Source organism: Novosphingobium clariflavum, from assembly GCF_026420865.1.
GTDB classification, from domain to species: domain Bacteria; phylum Pseudomonadota; class Alphaproteobacteria; order Sphingomonadales; family Sphingomonadaceae; genus Novosphingobium; species Novosphingobium clariflavum.
The window spans coordinates 159744-172692 of record NZ_JAPCWC010000006.1 but is presented as its reverse complement, the minus strand read 5'-3'; the positions used below and the strand labels follow the sequence as shown (position 1 = coordinate 172692).

Genomic DNA, 12949 nt, shown 5'->3' with positions numbered 1-12949 from the left:
CCAAGCATGAACGCACCCCCGAGGGTGGCGTTAAAATATTGAAATGCCGCGCTGCAAGCGGCGTCAGAAAATACCCAGCGCCAGCCCCTCGGCAAAGGCCATGCCGAGTTCGCAGCAGGCCCCCAGAGCCTCGCGCGATACGGTCTTTTCGGCGAGGATCTCGCGCGGCGTCTGCGCGTCCAGATGCACGGTCAGCGGCTGTGCGACACGGCGCAGACGCCATCCGGTGACGATGCGGTCGATCTGCGCCTGTGCCCCGCTGCCATCGCTTCCCGCAGCGATGGCGGTGGCATAAGGCCGCCCCTCGATCCGGCCGAGCAGCGGATAATAGCACCGGTCGAACATCTCCTTCATCATGCCCGACATGGTGCCGAGATTTTCCGGGCAGACAAAGACATAACCCTGCGCGCCCAGCAGGATCGCGGGCATCGCCTCCGCCGCCGGCAGCAGATAGGCCGCTTCTCCGGCCCCGTCGGAAATGGCAATGGACATGGCGCGCGCGGCGCCGGTTCGGCTGTGCCAGACCACTGCGATCATCGATCGCCTCCTCTTCCATCCAAGCACACGGGCTCCTCGCCTCGATCTTACGCCCATTATCGCGCCGCCCATAGGCATGATTGCGCCATTCCGCCCCCCATTTCGCGATCATCGCGCCAACCGCATCGTTGCGCACTGGCCGTTCGCCGCCTGGTGGTATAACCGACCGCCATGGCATCCCGACCCGCAGCCGTTTTCGGCATCGACCGCTCGCTCTCCGGCAAATCCTGGCGCTGGCGCGGCGGCAACATGGACCTTTCAGAACCCGACGGCATCTTCGGCGGCGGCGTGACCGACGATATCGTCACGCAGCTCCTGCTCTCGCGCGGAGTTCCGCGTGAAGACCTCGACCGGCACCGCAATCCCTCGCTGCGCGCGTTCCTGCCTGATCCGTCGGAATTCCGCGACATGGACGCCGCGGCAGAGCGACTGGCGCAGGCCGTGCTCACCAACGAGACGGTCACGATCTACGGCGACTACGACGTCGACGGCGCCACCAGCGCGGCCCTGCTGATCCTGCTGCTGCGCGAACTCGGCCACGAGGCCCGCTACTACATCCCCGATCGCCTGCTCGAAGGCTACGGCCCGAGCGGCGAGGCGCTGGTGCGAATCGCGGGAGAAGGATCAAGCCTGATCGTCACCGTCGATTGCGGCGCCATGGCCTACGAGGCGCTGGAAATGGCCGGCAACGCCGGCGTCGACGTGGTCGTGGTCGACCACCACAAGTGCGCCGCCGTGCTCCCGCGCGCAATGGCGCTGGTCAATCCCAACCGCCTCGACGAGAACGAGCTTGCCGCCTCTCACGGCCATCTGGCTGCCGTCGGCGTCGCCTTTCTGCTGGCGGTGGCGACGGTGCGTGTCCTGCGCCGCCGCGGCTTCTTCGCGAACCGGCGCGAGCCCGATCTCTTTGCCCTGCTCGATCTTGTCGCCCTGGGTACGGTGGCGGACGTCGCCGCGCTCCACGGCCTCAACCGAGCCCTCGTGGCGCAAGGCCTCCGGATCATGGCCCGGCGCGACAACATCGGCATGTCCGCCCTCATCGATGCGAGCCGCCTCAGCCGCGCCCCGACGTGCTCCGACCTCGGTTTTGCGCTCGGCCCGCGCATCAACGCGGGCGGCCGTGTCGGCGAATCGACGCTCGGAGTCCGGCTTCTCACCACCACCGATGCGGACGAAGCCCGCGACATCGCCGCCCAGCTCTCGCGCCTCAACGACGAGCGCCGCGCCATCGAGCAGGCCGTGCAGGAAGCGGCAGAGGCCCAGCTCCCCGCCCAGCACAACCGCGCGGTCATCGTTGTCGCGGGGGCTGGCTGGCATCCGGGCGTGATCGGCATCGTGGCGGGCCGGATCAAGGAAAAGACCGGAAAGCCCACCCTGGTCATCGCTCTGGACGCAGACGAGAACGGTAACGGCAAGGGATCCGGCCGCTCGATCTCCGGCGTCGACCTCGGCGCGGCGATCATTGCCGCGCGCGAGGCCGGCCTGCTGGTGGCGGGCGGCGGCCACGCCATGGCAGCGGGCCTCACCATCGCCCCCGACAAGCTGGAAGCGCTGTCCGAATGGCTCGATTCCCGCCTCGCCAGCGACGTTGCCCATGCCAGTGCCCACCAGTCGATGCTGCTGGACCTTGCGCTCGCCCCCGGAGGCCTCACCCCCGACCTTGTCGAGACCCTCGAGAGCGCTGGCCCCTACGGCATGGGCTGGCCCGGCCCTCGCGTCGCGGTGGGCCCGGTGCGCATCCTCAAGGCGGACACGGTGGGCGCCGATCACGTGCGCCTGATCGTTGGCGGCAACGACGGCGGTCGCTTCAAGGCGATGGCGTTCCGCGCCGCCGAAAGCGACCTCGGGCAGGCCCTGCTCCACGCCTCGCAGGGACGCCGCCTGTGGCTCGCCGGACGGGCCAAGATCGACGATTGGGGCAGCCGTCCCCAGGCCGAACTCCATGTCGACGATGCCGCCTTCCTCGACTGAACAAAAAAGCCGGAGCAGCCAACGCCCGGTAAATCGGGCCGAAATCGAGTTTTCAACAACTGCCTGCAGAAAACCGACACAGAGAGTTCATTTAATTCGCAATGTGGGGGTTGACCCCCCGGGGGACCACAGCTAGAGGGCCGGTCCTGCCTCCGGCGCAACTCGGATGGCCCCTTCGTCTAGCGGTTAGGACGCGGCCCTTTCACGGCTGAAACACGGGTTCGATTCCCGTAGGGGTCACCATTCCGGTGCTTTGAGTGTAGAACAAAATGCCTTTGTTGGCCCCTTCGTCTAGCGGTTAGGACGCGGCCCTTTCACGGCTGAAACACGGGTTCGATTCCCGTAGGGGTCACCATTACGGTGCGTTGATCGGCAGACCACAATGCCCTTGTTGGCCCCTTCGTCTAGCGGTCAGGACGCGGCCCTCTCACGGCTGAAACACGGGTTCGATTCCCGTAGGGGTCACCAGTCTCGCGGACGAGACTCCCACTCCCGATAACAACGCCTTCCGCAAGAACCTTGCGAAGCACGGCTGCGCACCCACCGCCTGCAACAACATTTGCATCGGCGCACAGCAGCTCCCCTCAATCCCTGGCGCCCTCAAGCCTCTCAGCCAGCCCGCCTGGAAGCGCCCGGCAGCACGCCCCGGCGCCACCTGGAAGGCTGCCCCCGCGCGTTCAGAAGGCAAATGAGAGCTGATCAGGATGCGCCATGCGCGGCCGCGCGCCTCGCTCGCGCACGTTGTCCTTGTCGACCGTTCCAAAAATCACCTTGATCATCGTCAGCGCCCGGGAATTGACCGCGCTCGACGCCTCGAGACGGCGCACCGCCCGCGCGGGATCGCGATAGCCGATCGCCTTGCCCAGTTCTGCTTCGGTCAACCCGCGATTCTTGCGGGCGAGAGCCAGTTCGGCCCCGGTCATGAGGATCTCCATCGATAGGGTTTCGGGCAGCAGCACCTTGATCGAAATGGCTTTTCGATTGTGGTGCAGGCCCCTCCTAGTCGCGGCGAATCCTCCGTTCCAGCACGGACTTCGCTTTTCCACATGCTTCCCACAGCCTGTTTACAGCTTGCCCACAGAACTGTCCCAGCAACCGATTCGACCTCTTGGACACACAGAATCGTCCTTCGTCGCATCCCGATTGGGCACCGGTATTCGCACCGGATCAGGGCGCTGTACCGCCCGCGATGCGATCAGCGACACACACTCCACGACGCCGGGCGGCGCATCTGGTCGAGATGCAAGTGGTCGGCGTGCGCGGCGTTGTAGTCCGGCGACAGCACGGTCGAGAACGCCCTGCACGCATGGTCACGCACGGCATGCAGGAATGCGGCATCACGGCCGCCCGCCTTCCAGTCGCGGCGCACCTCGATGCGGTGGCCATTGGCCAGCACGAAAGCGGCAATGTCGATGCCGTTGCCGGTGGCGTGTTCGCTCCAGTTCCCCGTGCCGCCGTTGCCGATGCGCCGACAGTTCACTGTGCCGAGATGCTCCAGCATCACGACCGGGCTGCCGTAAACCGCCTGTGCCTGCGGCTGGATGCCGTGCCGAAGCCACCAGGCAAGGCCCGCCTCAACCGCGCAGGTTGCCTCGGCCCGGCGCGGCGAAAGACGCACCTGTGCCAGCAAAAGCATGCGGCGATCCTCGCGGCGGCATGCCCCCGCTCCTGCCGCCGGCAAAAGACTGTTGGCAATGCCGCTGCGCTGGAGGAAGGCCCTGCATGTCCGCACGTCCGCGCGCAGTTCCGCAAGTTTGCGGCCGGTCGCCCAGCCCGGCTTTTCGTCCAGCACCAGAGGCGCCCAGGGATCGGAGCCGGGATGGCCGTGCAACCAATTTAACACGGCCAGCGCCAGACAGCCCAGCAGCAAGCCCGTCAGCGCCGCGCGATCGAAAAGGGACATCATGCCCGTTCAACGTCTCTGCCGGCCTTGCGCTCCCCTGCCGGCACAGCCGCCCTATTCGAGCAGCGAGAAGATGGCCCATGCCAGGCCGGTCGCTCCGAGGAACAAGGGCCAGGACCAATAGAGCTCATGCCCCTGGTAATAGGTATGGGTGATGACGAGCATGCCTCCGCGCGACCCTTGCGAGCCGATCACGAGCGAAACGACCCAGGTAAGCAGAAATCCCGGGACCAGTGCCTTGATGACAGCCATTTCATTAACCTGGTTAGGTGAGCCTGCCCTGCACCGTGGCAGGAATTGGTAAATTTGATCTTACCAAAAACGCCCAGGAACCGGCTTTGCCAGCCTGTGGATAATTCCGGCAAATGCAGTGAGCATCAGGTGCACGAGCGGTGCACGGCCCCCGTGCCGGCTAACGAAAAAGGGGAGCCGAAGCTCCCCTTTCCCGAACCAGTTTGCGAACGCAACGCTCAGACCGGCGGAACCGGCTGCGGCGGCGCGTCGGCATCCGCTTCGTGCACTTCGACCAGACCGCGCCCGATGTGGCTCTTGCGGTAGCCGTAGGCGAAGTAGACGATGAGGCCGAGGCCGCCCCAGACGGGGAGCACCAGCATCGCCTCGACCGGCAGGTTGAAATAGAGCACGAGGCAGCCGACGATCGCGATCGGAGCAACCACCCACACCAGCGGCGTGCGGAACGGGCGATGGCGCTTGGGATCGCGCACGCGCAGGATCAGCACCGCGATCGACACCATCAGGAACGCGAAGAGCGTGCCGGAGTTCGAGATGTCGGCCAGCTGGCCCACCGGCAGCAGCGCGGCAGCAACGGCCACGAACACGCCGGTGATCATCGTCACGATGTGCGGCGTCTTCCACTTGGGGTGGACGGTCGCCAGCTTCTCGGGAAGCAGGCCGTCACGCGCCATCACGAAGAAGATGCGGGTCTGGCCATAGAGCATCATCAGGATGACCGACGGCAGCGCGAGGTTCGCCGCCAGGCCGATGAGGTCACCGGCAACCGAGAAGTTGACCGCGCGCAGGACGTGAGCCAGCGCCTCGTTCGAGCAGACCAGCGGAACCTGGCCCTGCTTGGCGAGCGCGGCGCACTGCATGGCGAACTCGGTCGAACCGGGCTGAACGCCCGTTGCCGTCGGCTGGGCGCCAACAGCGCCGATGGCACCGGCAGCGACGAGCAGGTAGAACACGGTGCACAGCGCGAGGCTGCCGATCAGGCCGATCGGCACGTTGCGCTGCGGATTCTTGGTTTCCTCGGCCGCGGTCGAAACCGCATCGAAGCCGACGTAGGCGAAGAAGATCGACGCCGCGGCACCAACGATGCCGAGGCCGCTGCTACCCGCCGGACCGAACCAGCCATTGGGCGCGAAGGGCATGAAATGCTCGCCCTTCATCAGCGGTAGGGTGAAGACGATGAACATCGTCAGCGCCGCAACCTTGATGGCGACGAGGATCGCGTTGAAGGTCGCGCTTTCCTTGGTGCCGATCACCAACAGCGACGTCACCGCCAGCGCCACGAAGATGGCGGGAACATTGATGATGCCGTGGCTGAAATCGACGCCCGAAAGCGACCACGCCGGCCCCGAGGAAAGTAAAGCGGGTAACTCGAACCCCGTCAAACTCTTGAGAAGCCCCATGAAGTAGCCCGACCAGCCGACCGAAACGGCCGAAGCAGCCACCGCATACTCGAGGATCAGCGCCCAGCCGACCATCCAGGCCAGCAGTTCGCCGACAACGGCATAGCTGTAGGTGTAAGCGGAGCCGGAAACCGGCACCATCGAGGCCAGTTCCGAGTAGCACAGGGCTGCCACCGCGCAGATCGCGCCGGCGATGACAAAGCTCCACATCATGCCGGGCCCAGCCTTCTGGGCCGCAGCGGCGGTAAGAACAAAAATGCCGGTACCGATGATCGCGCCGACGCCCAGCAGCGTCAGCTGCACAGGTCCAAGCGACCGGTGAAGAGATTTCTTTTCCGCTGTCGCCAAAATGGCGTCGAGCGGTTTTACGCGTCCGAACATTAGGACCCCCGAGTTCTTGTATGGGCGCGACGCTAGCGTGATGCGTGCTCAGCGCAAGCGGTTTACGCATCGGTAACCCCACGTTTGCTGCATCTCGATGACAAAATTGGGCAAACACGCCGCCAAGGGCTTAGCTCAAGGACTTTCAGGCCGCCCCATGGGCGGCTCAAAGACATGTTCGCACCGTCTTTGCGGGTTTGCCGCGAGGGGACGAGGCGCTAGAAGCACGCCCATGTCCACGACCTTCCAGCTCGACACCGCGACCAGTCGCGCCAATCCTACCCCGGCTCCGATGAAGCGCCTGACGGTACCGGCCATCCAGCGCCGCAAGGCCGGCGGGATCACGGCCGAGCCGCTGGTCATGCTCACCGCCTATACCGCGCGCCAGGCGCAGCTCCTCGACGAGCATTGCGACATCCTGCTGGTGGGAGATTCCCTGGCCCAGGTGATCTACGGCCTGCCCTCCACCCTGCCCGTCACGCTCGACATGATGATCGCGCACGGCGCCGCGGTCGTGCGCGGCAGCTATCATTCGCTGGTCGTCGTCGACATGCCGTTCGGCTCCTATGAAGAGAGCCCGCAACAGGCCTTTGCCTCGGCCGCGCGGATCATGGCCGAGACCGGCTGCGCCGCCGTGAAGCTCGAAGGCGGCACCGCCATGGCCGAAACCATCGCTTTCCTGACCCGCCGCGGCATCCCGGTGATGGCCCATATCGGCCTGACCCCCCAGGCAGTGAACGCGCTGGGCGGCTATGGTGCGCGCGGCCGCAGCCAGGAAGAGCATGCCAAGATCATCTCCGACGGCAAGGCCGTGGCCGAGGCCGGCGCATTCTCGGTCGTGGTCGAGGGGGTGATCGAGCCCATCGCCATCGCGCTGACGCAAAGCCTCGAAATTCCGGTGATCGGCATCGGTGCCTCCGCCCAGTGCGATGGCCAGGTGCTGGTCGCCGAAGACATGCTCGGCATGTTCGATCGGGTACCGCGTTTCGTGAAGCGTTATGCCGACATGGCCGCACTCGTCTCCGAAGCGGCCGCGACGTATGCCCAGGAAGTCCGTTCGCGCGCCTTCCCCGGTGCCGAGCAGACCTACCAGCCCAAGTAAGCCGGCATGACGGCGCTGGCTATCAGGACGGACGATCCGGCGGCGGCGCATGTCGCACCGCTGCTGGAGCACCACTTGCGCGAACTTGCTGCGGTGATGGGTGAACACGCCTTCGCGCTCGATGCGAGCGGGCTTTCCGCTGCCGACGTGACCTTCTGGACCGCCTGGCGCGGCGGTGTGCTGGCCGGATTTGCGGCTCTGAAGGAACTGGACGGAGACGCCGCAGAAGTGAAGTCGATGCGTGCCGCTCCCGAGGCGCGCGGCACCGGCGTCGGGCGCGCCCTGCTCGAGCATGTCGTTGCCGAGGCGCGGGCGCGTGGCCATGCCCGGCTCTATCTCGAAACCGGCACCGCCCCATTGCACCAGCCCGCAATCGGCCTCTATCGCAGCCGAGGCTTCACCTCATGTCCGCCCTTTGCCGACTATGAGGCGAGCCCGCACAACCAGTTCATGATGCTGGCGCTCAGCCCTGCAAGTCATACTGCTTGAGCAGATCGTAAAGCGTCGGCCGGCTGATTCCCAGCATCTTGGCCGTGCTGGAAATATTGCCCTCGCTACGCGCCAGCGCATGACGGATGACCTTGCGGTCCGCCTGCTCGCGCGCGGTCTTGAGATTGAGGGCATTGGCGATCTGCTGGTCGGGTTCGGCCAGATCGAGGTCGATGGCGCCGACCAGCTTCTCGTCCGCCATGATGACCGCGCGTTTCACCCGGTTTTCCAGTTCACGCACATTGCCCGGCCAGTGCCAGGCATCGATCGCCGCCAGCGCATCGGCCGAGAAGCCCCGCACCCGCGGGTTCATTTCCTTGGCATAGCGATTGAGGAACACTTTCGCGAGCAGCGTGGCATCCCCCGGCCGCTCGGCAAGGCTCGGGATCTTCACGACGATCTCGGCGAGACGGTAGAACAGGTCTTCGCGGAAACGCCCGTCGGCGATCATCGCCTCGAGATCCTGATGGGTCGCGCAGACGATGCGGGTGTCGACCGGGATCGACTCGCGCGAGCCTACCCGCTCGATCACGCGTTCCTGCAGGAAGCGCAGCAGCTTGACCTGTAGCTGAAGCGGGATGTCGCCCACTTCGTCGAGGAACAGGGTGCCGCCGCCAGCCTGCTCGATCTTGCCCGGCGTGGTCTTGACGGCGCCGGTGAAAGCGCCCTTCTCGTGGCCGAACAGCTCGCTTTCAAGGAGGTTCTCGGGGATCGCGGCGCAGTTGATCGCAACGAACTCGCCCTTGGCACGCCCGCTCGCCTCGTGCAGCCCGCGCGCCAGCAGTTCCTTGCCGGTCCCCGACGCGCCCAGCAGCATGACCGAGACATTGGTATTGGCCACACGCTCGATCGTGCGGGCGACCCGCACCATTTCCGGTGCCGCCGTGATCATCCGGCCAAGCACCTTGTCGTCCTTGTCGACCTTGGAAGCGAGACGGCGGTTCTCGTCCTCGAGGCGGTGCAACTGGTACGCCCGGCGCACGATCAGGCCCAGCGCATCGATGTCCACCGGCTTTTGATAGAAATCGTAGGCCCCGCGCGCGATCGCCTGAAGCGCGGATTCGCGCGCACCGTGCCCCGAGGCAACGATGACCTTGGTATCGGGCTTGAGCGCCATGATCTCGTCAAGCACCGCAAATCCCTCGGTCACGCCATCGGGATCGGGCGGCAGTCCGAGATCGAGCGTGACCACGTCGGGCATTTCCGAACGCAGCAGGGCCATGGCCTGCGCCCGGTCACCGGCGATCAGGACCTCGAAATCCTCGTAGGCCCACTTGAGCTGCGCCTGAAGCCCGGCATCGTCCTCGACGATCAGCAATTTGGGAAGAGCCTTGGCAGGCGCCTTTGCGGCGGTCTCGGTCATCTCAGGCTACCTTCTGATCCTTGGCGGCAAGCGTCTGGTAGAAATCGGTGGCGGCAGCCAGCGGCACCCGCACCACGAAGCGCGAGCCCAGCCCTTCGCGCGATTCGACGTCGAGGCGGCCCCGCATCGCCCGCACCAGTTCACGCGCCTCGAATGCGCCGATGCCGAAACCGCCGCTCTTGGTGGAAACGAACGGCTTGAACAGGCGATTGCGCACGAATTCGGCGGACATGCCGCAACCGGAATCGAGCACCTCGAAACGGGCATTCAGCCCATCGTTGAGCAGCGAGAGGAACACCGGGCTGTCAGGCTGACTTGCGTCCAGCGCATTCTGCAGCAGGTGCAGCAGCACCTGCTCGAGCGAATGGCGGTTCGCCGTCACCATCACCTCGATGGTTTCTGCCAGAACCACCTGCGGATTGCCCCGGAACCGCTCGATCACCGTGCGGGCGACCTCGCCGGCGGGCACCGGCTCCAGCTTGTCGACCGCGCCGTTGCCGTAGCGCGACAGGCGCGCCAGCAAGGCATTGAGCTTGTCCGAAGAATTGCGCAGCGTCACCAGCATGTCGGCGCGGAACTCGGGCTTGTCGGCATGGAGTTCGGCATTGCGCGCCAGCAGGCTGAACTGGCTCGCGAGGTTCTTGATGTCGTGCATCACGAAGGCGATGCGGCGGTGGAAATCCTCGAACCGGCTCGATTCCGCCAGCGCTTCCTGGCTCGCATTCTCGGCCAGATAGCTTGCAAGCTGCTGTCCGATGACGCGCAGGAGGTCAAAATCCTCCCAGTCGAACTTGCGCGCCAGTTGCGGCCGGGCGAGCACGACCATGCCGACCAGCCTTTCATAATGAACCAGCGGCACCAGCGCCCAGGCGCGCGGCTCGGCCAGCAGCCATGCCGGCACTTCCACCTCATAACCGGTCGCCGTGAAACCGGCGCGCTGATCGTCGAGATCGGCGATGAACGCGTTCTGCTCGAAGGGAGCCAGCGCCCGGGCGGGACAGGCAACCGCCGGCACCTCGACATCGCGCCAGTTCCAGCGCGCGGCGAGTGTGAGATCGCCTTGATCGCCGGGCGTGAGCAGCAACCCGGCTGGACTTCCAGTGACGTCCGCCACCGCCTGAACGACCCGCTCGGCAAGCGGCAGGGCCTGTTCGCCGCCACTGCCGATCGTGCGGGTAAAGCGCAGCCATTCCTCGCGATAGTCGTAGCGGTGCTGGAAGAAGTGCTTGGCCGTCATCACCTTGAGCCATCCGCGCACCCGGCGCGAGGGCAGCACCACAAGCGCAAAGGCACTCGCCAGGGTGAGGAACGCGAGTTCGATGATACGCGCGAAGTCGCCGCCGACATAGGCAAGCCACTGGGCCACCGCGACCATGGCGACAAGATAGCCCCCGATCACCAGCAGCGAGAAAGTCTGGAACGTCACCGCCCGCGAAGGGCGCAAGCGCAGTTCGTCGCTGTTGCGGGCACCGCCGATGGCAAGGCAGGCTGCGAGAACCAACGTGGCGATGCCGCGCAGCGCGCCCAGTTCCACCGGCCATTTGCTGCCGAGGTAGGCTACCGTGTAAAGATTGAGGTCAAAGGCCCAGAGCACCGCCAGTCCGGTGGCGGGCCAGCGCAGCGCCGCCCGGCCATCGCGCGGCGCCCCGGCATAGAGATTGTGGACCAGCACCAGTCCACCGACCGCGACCAGCAGGCGGAACATCACGGTAAAGTCGAACGCGACTTCCAGCACCCGCGGATCGAACGCCAGCCGGGACAGGCCGATGTCGGTGCCCAGGTGCATCAGTTCCACAAAGACCAGGGCATAGATCACCGGCCGGATCGGCCCCAGGCTGTCATGGCGCCCATCACTGGCAAACAGCGCATAGACCGCTGCAAGCCACGCGAGGTTGCGCGCGGTCTCGGCAAAGGAACGCACCAGCACATCGCCGCTGGCGACCGAGGCCACCCCCCAGATCGCTGTCATGAACAGCGCACAGACCACCGGAACTCCGGCGCGGGCAAACCGGCTGCGGCGCGGCCAGAGCCAGAAGGCAAGGCTCGCCACCGCGATCGTGCCGGCCAGATGCAGCACGCTGCCGAGACCTGACCAGATCAGGGCTGCCGGTGCACCGATCATCGCGCGCCCTCGCTCCACAGCACCACCCGCAAGGTCTGCAGGATGATCAGGAAATCGAGGAACGGCGTGTAATTCTTAGCGTAGTACAGGTCGTATTCGAGCTTGTGCCGGGAGTCCTCGATCGAGGCACCGTAGGGGTAGTTGATCTGCGCCCAGCCGGTGATGCCCGGCTTCACCATGTGCCGTTCGGCGTAATAGCGCAGCTGCCCTTCGAGATCGGCAACGAACTGGGGCCGCTCGGGCCGCGGGCCGACAAAGCTCATCTCGCCCTTGAGCACGCTCCAGGCCTGGGGCAGTTCATCGATCCGCACCTTGCGGATGAAGCGGCCCACCCGGGTGACGCGGGGATCGTCCTTCTCGGCCCATTGGGCACCGTTCGCCTCGGCATCGGTGCGCATCGAACGCAGCTTGATGACGTCGAACGGCTCGCCGAACAGGCCGACCCGCGGCTGGCGGTAGAATGCCGGACCGCGGCTGTCGATCTTCACGATCAGCGCGAACAACAGGATAACCGGGCCCGTCAGAACCAGCAGGAGCGCCGAGGCAAAGACGTCGAACACACGCTTGGCCGCGCTCGAAAACATGCGGCCGGACGAGAACCCGTCGGAAAAGATCAGCCAGCTGGGATTGACGGTATCGAGATCGACACGCCCGGTCTCACGCTCCAGGAAGCTGGAGAATTCGTTGACGTGGACGCCGGTGGTCTTGATCCGCAGCAGATCCTTGAGCGGCAGCGCATTGCGCCGTTCCTCCAGCGCCAGCACGACTTCGCTGACACCGAGATTGCCGACGAAACGGGTGAGATCATGGATCGCGCTGCGGGCGATCGCTTCCTCCACGACCGGCGGCGCCTCGCTCATGGCAATGTAGCCGACGATGGCAAAGCCGCTCTCCGGCCGTTCGGCGAGCTGATAGAGGCGCTGCGCACGGTCTCCGGCGCCCAGCACCAGGACCCGGCGGCGGAACGCCGAAGTGCCGAGCAGGCCGCTCAACAGCAGGCGGTTGGCGATCAGCAGGAAGATCGCAAAGGCCATGGCATAGGCCAGCGTCGAGCGCCAGAAATGCTGTCCGGCGAACAGGAAATCGACAAACGAAAGCGCGATGATGCCCAGTGACACCGCCACCAGCAGCCGCGCCGCGGCAAACCGCATCGATCGCAGCGCGTCCGCGCCGTAGACGCCAACCGCGACCATCGCCATGACAATCACCCCGGCAAAGGCAGCGTGAACCCCGAAACGCTGCACGACATCGCCCGGATCCATGCCGATCTGCTCGGCCCGCAGCCGCCAGGACACTTCGTTGGCGAGCATCAGCAGAACGAGGTCGACGAAGCACAGCAACACGACGGCGTGCGGGATGTAGTGTTTGAAAAGACGAATCATCGTCGCGCGTTTCGCCAGTCAACGGGCCGGTCGCGGCCCTTCCCTAA

Annotated in this window: 11 protein-coding genes and 3 tRNA genes; 6 read left to right on the top strand and 8 right to left on the bottom strand. The window is 65.6% G+C overall.

The window, feature by feature from the left end:
* Window positions 1–63: 63 nt before the first annotated feature.
* Window positions 64–537, bottom strand: a complete 474-nt coding sequence (locus OKA11_RS10515) for a flavodoxin family protein (RefSeq protein WP_267220137.1) — start codon at window positions 535–537, stop codon at window positions 64–66.
* 171 nt (window positions 538–708) lie between these two features.
* Between OKA11_RS10515 and recJ the strand changes: the two genes are divergently transcribed.
* The 4 genes from recJ (at window position 709) to OKA11_RS10495 (ending at window position 2976) form a co-directional block, all read left to right on the top strand.
* Entirely contained in the window at window positions 709–2508 is a 1800-nt protein-coding gene (gene recJ, locus OKA11_RS10510; protein WP_267220136.1) for a single-stranded-DNA-specific exonuclease RecJ, read from the top strand.
* 168 nt (window positions 2509–2676) lie between these two features.
* Window positions 2677–2751: transfer RNA gene (locus OKA11_RS10505), tRNA-Glu, on the top strand.
* A gap of 37 nt (window positions 2752–2788) precedes the next feature.
* Window positions 2789–2863 (top strand) — tRNA-Glu (locus OKA11_RS10500).
* 38 nt (window positions 2864–2901) lie between these two features.
* Window positions 2902–2976: transfer RNA gene (locus OKA11_RS10495), tRNA-Glu, on the top strand.
* Between the two features lie 209 nt (window positions 2977–3185).
* Here the strand turns inward: OKA11_RS10495 and OKA11_RS10490 are convergent.
* From OKA11_RS10490 to OKA11_RS10475, 4 genes are all read right to left on the bottom strand, one after another.
* Window positions 3186–3431: a hypothetical protein gene (locus OKA11_RS10490; RefSeq protein WP_267220135.1), complete on the bottom strand. Its 246-nt coding sequence runs from the start codon at window positions 3429–3431 to the stop codon at window positions 3186–3188.
* Between the two features lie 272 nt (window positions 3432–3703).
* Window positions 3704–4414: an extensin-like domain-containing protein gene (locus OKA11_RS10485; RefSeq protein ID WP_267220134.1), complete on the bottom strand. Its 711-nt coding sequence runs from the start codon at window positions 4412–4414 to the stop codon at window positions 3704–3706.
* 51 nt (window positions 4415–4465) lie between these two features.
* The gene (locus OKA11_RS10480) at window positions 4466–4663 is read right to left on the bottom strand and encodes a hypothetical protein (protein ID WP_142634140.1); all 198 of its coding nucleotides are present in this window, start codon (window positions 4661–4663) and stop codon (window positions 4466–4468) included.
* A gap of 218 nt (window positions 4664–4881) precedes the next feature.
* Entirely contained in the window at window positions 4882–6444 is a 1563-nt protein-coding gene (locus tag OKA11_RS10475) for an amino acid permease (protein WP_267220133.1), read from the bottom strand.
* A gap of 232 nt (window positions 6445–6676) precedes the next feature.
* Between OKA11_RS10475 and panB the strand changes: the two genes are divergently transcribed.
* Together panB and OKA11_RS10465 are read left to right on the top strand one after the other, a co-directional pair.
* Window positions 6677–7546 carry a 3-methyl-2-oxobutanoate hydroxymethyltransferase gene (gene panB, locus OKA11_RS10470; RefSeq protein WP_267220132.1) on the top strand — a complete coding sequence of 290 codons (870 nt, stop codon included), beginning with the start codon at window positions 6677–6679 and terminating at the stop codon, window positions 7544–7546.
* A 6-nt stretch (window positions 7547–7552) separates the two neighbouring features.
* Window positions 7553–8035, top strand: a complete 483-nt coding sequence (locus OKA11_RS10465; protein WP_323748315.1) for a GNAT family N-acetyltransferase — start codon at window positions 7553–7555, stop codon at window positions 8033–8035.
* Here OKA11_RS10465 and prsR read toward each other — a convergent pair.
* The 3 genes from prsR to OKA11_RS10450 are packed head-to-tail and all read right to left on the bottom strand — an operon-like array spanning window position 8010 to window position 12902.
* Window positions 8010–9398 (bottom strand): PEP-CTERM-box response regulator transcription factor, encoded by a 1389-nt coding sequence (gene prsR, locus OKA11_RS10460; RefSeq protein WP_267220131.1) that lies wholly within the window; start codon window positions 9396–9398, stop codon window positions 8010–8012. The two genes, OKA11_RS10465 and prsR, sit on opposite strands and share 26 nt — an antisense overlap.
* A 1-nt stretch (window position 9399) precedes the next feature.
* On the bottom strand, window positions 9400–11520 hold the full coding sequence (gene prsK, locus OKA11_RS10455; protein ID WP_267220130.1) for an XrtA/PEP-CTERM system histidine kinase PrsK: 2121 nt from the start codon (window positions 11518–11520) through the stop codon (window positions 9400–9402).
* Window positions 11517–12902 (bottom strand): TIGR03013 family XrtA/PEP-CTERM system glycosyltransferase, encoded by a 1386-nt coding sequence (locus OKA11_RS10450; protein ID WP_267220129.1) that lies wholly within the window; start codon window positions 12900–12902, stop codon window positions 11517–11519. Before OKA11_RS10450 ends, prsK begins: the two co-directional genes overlap by 4 nt.
* Window positions 12903–12949: the final 47 nt, after the last annotated feature.

Coding starts and splice junctions, on each gene's coding strand:
- OKA11_RS10515 (WP_267220137.1), bottom strand. CDS start 537: ATGATCGCAGTGGTCTGGCACAGCCGAACCGGCGCCGCGCGCGCCATG.
- recJ (WP_267220136.1), top strand. CDS start 709: ATGGCATCCCGACCCGCAGCCGTTTTCGGCATCGACCGCTCGCTCTCC.
- OKA11_RS10490 (WP_267220135.1), bottom strand. CDS start 3,431: ATGACCGGGGCCGAACTGGCTCTCGCCCGCAAGAATCGCGGGTTGACC.
- OKA11_RS10485 (WP_267220134.1), bottom strand. CDS start 4,414: ATGATGTCCCTTTTCGATCGCGCGGCGCTGACGGGCTTGCTGCTGGGC.
- OKA11_RS10480 (WP_142634140.1), bottom strand. CDS start 4,663: ATGGCTGTCATCAAGGCACTGGTCCCGGGATTTCTGCTTACCTGGGTC.
- OKA11_RS10475 (WP_267220133.1), bottom strand. CDS start 6,444: ATGTTCGGACGCGTAAAACCGCTCGACGCCATTTTGGCGACAGCGGAA.
- panB (WP_267220132.1), top strand. CDS start 6,677: ATGTCCACGACCTTCCAGCTCGACACCGCGACCAGTCGCGCCAATCCT.
- OKA11_RS10465 (WP_323748315.1), top strand. CDS start 7,553: ATGACGGCGCTGGCTATCAGGACGGACGATCCGGCGGCGGCGCATGTC.
- prsR (WP_267220131.1), bottom strand. CDS start 9,398: ATGACCGAGACCGCCGCAAAGGCGCCTGCCAAGGCTCTTCCCAAATTG.
- prsK (WP_267220130.1), bottom strand. CDS start 11,520: ATGATCGGTGCACCGGCAGCCCTGATCTGGTCAGGTCTCGGCAGCGTG.
- OKA11_RS10450 (WP_267220129.1), bottom strand. CDS start 12,902: ATGATTCGTCTTTTCAAACACTACATCCCGCACGCCGTCGTGTTGCTG.